Source organism: Ornithinibacter sp., from assembly GCF_035443565.1.
Lineage (GTDB): Bacteria > Actinomycetota > Actinomycetes > Actinomycetales > Dermatophilaceae > Fodinibacter.
This window is the reverse complement of the sequence record NZ_DAORSO010000028.1, coordinates 19,375-23,862: the sequence shown is the minus strand read 5'-3', so window position 1 is coordinate 23,862 and position 4,488 is coordinate 19,375. Positions and strand designations below refer to the sequence as shown.

3 protein-coding genes are annotated in these 4,488 nt (G+C 73.8%); 1 reads left to right on the top strand and 2 read right to left on the bottom strand.

Features of this window, described 5'->3' with window-relative positions:
• The coding region (locus PLL68_RS05235) for a DNA polymerase (RefSeq protein WP_324532309.1) at positions 1-1,381 on the top strand (1,381 nt) is incomplete at its 5' end.
• Between the two features lie 44 nt (positions 1,382-1,425).
• On the opposite strand, the gene PLL68_RS05230 is transcribed toward PLL68_RS05235, so the two are convergent.
• Together PLL68_RS05230 and hrpA are read right to left on the bottom strand one after the other, a co-directional pair.
• The gene (locus tag PLL68_RS05230) at positions 1,426-2,343 is read right to left on the bottom strand and encodes a proteasome assembly chaperone family protein (protein ID WP_324532307.1); all 918 of its coding nucleotides are present in this window, start codon (positions 2,341-2,343) and stop codon (positions 1,426-1,428) included.
• Positions 2,344-2,421: 78 nt separating this feature from the next.
• A partial coding sequence (gene hrpA / locus PLL68_RS05225) for an ATP-dependent RNA helicase HrpA (RefSeq protein WP_324532305.1) occupies positions 2,422-4,488 on the bottom strand: 2,067 nt, incomplete at its 5' end.

Sequence of the window (4,488 nt, the reverse complement as noted above, 5' to 3'; positions counted from 1 at the left end):
CCCAGCACCGCCAACCGGTGACCTCTTCGAGTTCGCCTCCGAGGCCGCGCCGCTCGCTGCCGACGCACTGGTCGACGGTGCCGGGCACCTGCGCGGCGACCACGAGAGCTGGCTGCGCGACCCGGCCCACCTTGAAGCCTGGGCCCGCGCCGCCCTGGAGACCGCACATCGACAACACGATGCTGCGGCAGCGACCTCGGTGCGCCTGCCCTCGACGGTGTACTCGGAGTCGGCGGCCGCGCTGCTCTGCCTGGAGCTGCAGCGCGGCGGGCTGCCCATCGACCGCGAGACCACCGAGGCGTTGATCGCGGGTGCCGCCGGACCGCGGCCGACCACCGACGCCGACGAGGCGGCATCCCGGCGGGTTCGTGACGCGCAGGTCCTGCGGCTCGCCCCCGGACGCGAGTCCACGGACCTGCGCAACCCGGCCCAGGTGCGTGAGCTGCTCGCCGCGGTCGGCGTCGACGTGCCGAACACGCGCAAGTGGGTGCTCGAGCCCTACCGCTCGGTCAACCCCCTCGTCGAGGCGCTGCTGACGTGGCGGCGTGACGAGCGGATCGCCACGACCTACGGGTACCGCTGGCTCGACGCCCACGTCGGCGCCGACGACCGCCTGCGCGGGCGCTGGACGGCGTGCGACGGCGCGGCCGGGCGGATGACGGCCGAGAACGGGTTGCACAACCTGCCGGCGGCCCTGCGGCCGGGCGTCGCAGCCCACCCGGGGCACGTGTTCGTGCGTGCGGACCTCGGACAGATCGAGCCGCGGGTGCTCGCCGTGGTGAGCGGGGATGCCGTGTTCGCGGCGGCCACGCAGGACGACGACCTCTACGCCCCGGTGGCCCAGCGCCTCGGGGTCGAGCGACCGGTCGCCAAGATTGCGGTCCTCGCCGCGATGTACGGCCAGCGCAGCGGGGCCGCTGGTGAGGCGCTCAAGGGGCTGGAGCGGGCCTACCCCGTCGCGATGGGGCTGCTGGATCGGGCGTACGCCGCGGGGGTGCGCGGTGCCCCGCTGCGCACGTACGGCGGGCGGCTCATCCCGACGGGCAGTGTGCTGACCGGGGCCGGGGTCGGGGCTGATCCGGCGCTGGACGCCGCCCGGGGACGGTTCGCGCGCAACGCGATCATCCAGGGCGCGGCGGCCGAGCTGTTCAAGGCCTGGGCGGCGACCGTGCGGGCGACCACCCGCGAGCTCGGGGCGCAGGTCGTGCTCTGCCTGCACGACGAGCTGCTCGTCCACGCACCGCTCGAGCACGCCGACGAGGTCTCGGCGCGCGTCGACCGCGCGTTGCAGGACGCGTCACGCCGCTGGGCTGGCGGGGCGCCGGTGCGGTTCGTCGCGGACACCTCAGTGATCCACCGGTGGTCCGAGGCCAAGGACTGACGTCCTTCCCCCGCCCAGAGGGTGTGTCGGGTGGAGCGTGGCCGTCAGGCGGTGTCGTCGTCGGCGACGTGGCGCAGGAAGTTCTCGAAGTCGGCGCCGAGCTCGTCGGCCGACGGCAGCTGCGAGGCCTCGGTGGCGAGCAGGCTGGGCCTCTCCTTGCCCTCGAGGTGGGTGTCGTACTGCTGCTCCAGCGCGCTGACGACCGCGCGGGCGTCATCGTTGCCCTCGACCTCGGCAGCGATGGCCTGCTGGTTGCTGCGGGCGCGCAGCACGAGGTCGTCGTTGGGCAGGTTCAGACCGGTCACGTCGACCACGGCGTTCAGCGCGGCGAGCGCCCCCTCGGCCCACTCGGCGCCGGCGAGGTAGTGCGGCACGTGGATCGCGAAGCCCACCGCCTGGTGGCCTGATTCGCCGAGCCGCATCTCGAGCAGGGCCCCGATGGAGCCGGGAACCTGGACGCGGCCGAACGGCGAGGCGCTGTCACCGATGAGCGAAGTGTCAGTCGCGTGGGCCGTCATGCCGACGGGTCGGGTGTGCGGAACGGCCATGGGGATGCCGTGGGTGTGCACCACGAGCGTGATCCCGAGGCGCACGACGAGCTCGCGGACCGCCTCGATGACGCGCTCCCACTGGTAGTCGGGCTCGGGCCCGGTGAGCAGGTAGTACGTCTGCCCGTCACGGTCGGTCAGGCGGTGCAGCAGCATCGTCGGGTCGTCGTACTCGACCCACCGGTTGGTGTCGAACACCATCGCCGGGCGGCGACCGCGGTAGTCGAGCAGCTGGTCGACGTCGAAGGACGCGACGACCTCGGGGTCACCGGTCTCGAGGAGGTGACCGCCGAGGACGGACTGGATCTGGCCGGCGTCGACGAACGCCCCGAGGGTGACGACGAGCACGCCGGGCCGGGGCACGGTGAGGTCGGCGTCGGTCTCGAAACGATAGAGCGCAGAGGGGTTCAGCACGGCACGGCCTTTCGCGGGTGGAGCGTTCCTGCTGTGGGCAACGTCCGCGCGCCCCCGCAGGATTCCCGCGGCCGGCCGTCAGCGGTCGATGGCGGCGATCGCCGCGCGGACGCGTTTCTCGGACACCGGGCGCGGTGTGCCGAGGGCCTGCGCGAACAGCGACACCCGCAGCTCCTCGATCTGCCAGCCGATGTCCACCACGTCGGCGGCACCGCGCCGCACCAGGGGCAGCGACTCGAGCAGGTCGGCATAGGCCGCCTCGACCCCGTCGATCTGAGCCTGCAGCACCCCTTCACGGGCGTTGGTCGCCGCCCGCTCGAGCCGGTGCTGAGCCGCGCGCAGGTACCGCTGCACGTCGCGCAGCCGGGCGACCCCCGTCCCCGCGACGAAGCCCGGTCGCACGAGGCTGTCGAGCTGGGCACGCACGTCGGCCCTCGTTGCCGCGGTCCGCGTCGAGGCTGCGCCGCGTTCGAGGGTCGCCAGCGTGGCGCGGACCTGGGCGGCCAGGGCGAGCACCGGCTCCACGGCCTCGACGACGACGAGCACCCGGGTGGCGGCGTGGGTGCGCACGGCCGACAGGGCTGCCTCATAGGCCGCCTGCGTTCGCACCTCGCCGGGCACGTGCTCGGCGACGATGTCGTCGACGGCCGCGTCCAGGCAGTCCTGGAGCAGTGCGGGCACCGAGCCGTGCGGGTTGTCGGCGAGCGCCAGCTTCTGGGCGTTGCTCAACCGGGCGAGCACCCGCTTCCACGGAGCGGTCGTGCCGAGCAGCAGCAACCGACGAACCCCGGCCCGGTGCGCTGCCCGCGCGGCACCGGCATCCGGCAACACCCGCAGCGCGACGCTCGTCCCCTCGTCGACGAGCGCCGGGAACCCCTGCACGGTCAGCCCGCCGGAGCGCCCCTCGAAGGTCTCGGGCACGTCGCCGACCGACCAGGTCGTGAGGCCGGTGCGCTCCAGCGACGCGCCGGCACGGGCCATGCCGGCGCGCACCGCTCCCCCGGCCTGCTCGCGCAGGGCGTCGAGGTCCTTGCCTCGGGCGACGACCCGGCGGCCGGGGCCCTCGATGCTGAACGTGATCCGCAGGTGGTCAGGGACCCGCTCGACGTCCCACTCATCCGGCGAGATGCGGATGCCGGTGCGCGCGTGGAGCACCCGCGCGAGTTCCGCGGTGAGCGGCCCCCGCGACGGGTCGGCCTCGGCGAGCGCGGCGGCGGCGTGGTCGGGGGTGGGCACGAAGTGGCGGCGGGTGGCTTTCGGTAGCGACTTCAGCAGTGCGACGGCGAGGTCGTCGCGCAGCCCGGGCACCTGCCAGTCGAACCCGTCGGAGGTCACCCGGTTGAGCACGGCGACCGGCACGTGGACGGTGACGCCATCGGCATCCGCCCCGGGCGAGAACTGGTAGGTGACGTCGAGCTCCACGTCACCCTGGCGCCAGGTGCGCGGGTAGTCGGCGGCGGAGACCTGCTCACCGGAGTCGGCGGTGAGGATCTCCTCGGTGAGGGTCAGCAGGTCCGGGCGGCGCCGGCGCTCCCCGCGCCACCAGCGGTCGAAGTGCCGCTCGCTGACGACATCGGGCGGGATCCGGCTGTCGTAGAACGCGTTCAGCACCTCGTCGTCGACGACGATGTCCCGGCGCCGGGCCCGTTCCTCGAGCTCGGCGACCCTGGCGAGGGTGGCGAGGTTGCGCTTCCAGAAGTCGTGCTGGGGGTCCCAGTCCCCCTCGACGAGCGCCGACCTGATGAAGATCTCGCGGGCGGCCTCGGGGTCGATGCGGGCGTACTGGATGGTGCGGTCGGTGACCAGCGGGACCCCGAACAGGGTGACCCGCTCGGTCGCGACCGCTGCACCGGCCCGACGGCTCCAGCGCGGCTCGCTGACGGTGCGGGTGACGACGTGGGCGCCGGCCTCCTCGGCCCACTCCGGCTCGATGGCGGCGTTGACCCGCGCCCAGAGCCGGCTCGTCTCGACGAGCTCGGCGCTCATGACGACGTCGGGCTGCTTACGGAACAGGCCCGACCCCGGGCTGATGCCGAACCGGGCGCCACGTGCCCCGACATACTCGCGCTTGGCCTGGTCGCGCACCCCGACGTGCGAGAGCAGCCCGGCGAGCAGCGCCTTGTGGATGGTGTCCCAGTCGGGCTC